Below are 984 nucleotides of genomic sequence, written 5' to 3'. Positions count from 1 at the left end.
CGAACGCCGCCAGCCCAGGGGCCAGCGATCGCCGTTCCTTCGGCCGGAGGCGCCAGGCGGCCCTGCCCTCCAGCCACGGCACCACCGACCAGGACCAGGGATAGTACGACGTCGGGCTGCCGCGGTGCGTCGGGGCCGGCACGGCGAGGGGCAGCTCCGGGGCCAGGGACGGGAGCCACTGCTGTTCATGCAGCACCAAATCCCCTGCCGCGGTCCGGCGCGGCAGCCGGACAGCCAAATCGGCTCCGAGTTTGAACGTCACGTTGTCCCACCCGTTCGCCACCCGAACCAGGGGCAGCCGGGCGAGGTCCGGGAACTGGTCCGAGAGCAACCGCAGCACCAGGTCGTTGCTGATGTCGATGTCGGCAGCGGGCATCGAAGCCATCTGTTTCCGTACTCCCTGTGATCGGCTGGCCCCGCCAGCGGCGACGGCGTGTGGTTTGCCAGCCTGTCTGCTGTGGGGACGGGACTTCCATCAGATCATCCGCGGGCGGCGCAGGCCAACCGGACACGCCCTGCTCAGCCAACCGGACACGCCCTGCTCAGCCAACCGGACACGCCCTGCTCAGCCAACCGGACACGCCCTGCTCAGCCCATGACTGCCTGCTTCAGGGCATGGCAGCCGACGGCGTGCAACGGGTCCGAGGGCGGCCGCAGCGCCATCATCACGCCGTACCAGACCGCCCAGCCTTTGGCCCGGCGCCAGGTGTCGTCGTCGTACACCAGCCCGGACCGGAACCGTGCGCGGCCGGCGGGACTGAAGTGCAGCCACGCCACGGCGAGATCGCTGGCGGGATCGCCCTGCGACACATCGCCGAAGTCGGCGACGGCAGCCAGCGTCCCGGATTCGTCGACAATTACGTTGTGCGGATGCGGATCGCCGTGCAGCCACAGCCCCGGACCCGAATAGTCCGGCGCGGCCAGGGCCGCCTCCCATGCCTGCTGCACTCCGGAAGCGTCGGGCAGGCCGCGGACCGCGAGGCC

At 70.7% G+C, this 984-nt stretch carries 2 protein-coding genes; both read right to left on the bottom strand.

Going from position 1 to position 984, the window contains the following annotated elements; all coding sequences use genetic code 11:
* A partial coding sequence (locus AC5RV2_RS18410; protein WP_494093526.1) for a phosphotransferase occupies window positions 1-385 on the bottom strand: 385 nt, incomplete at its 3' end.
* 203 nt (window positions 386-588) lie between these two features.
* The coding region (locus AC5RV2_RS18405) for a phosphotransferase (protein WP_494093525.1) at window positions 589-984 on the bottom strand (396 nt) is incomplete at its 5' end.

The organism is Arthrobacter sp. Y3225116, from assembly GCF_059091245.1.
Note: the sequence above shows the minus strand (reverse complement) of the source record. Positions and strands in the feature narration are given on the sequence as shown.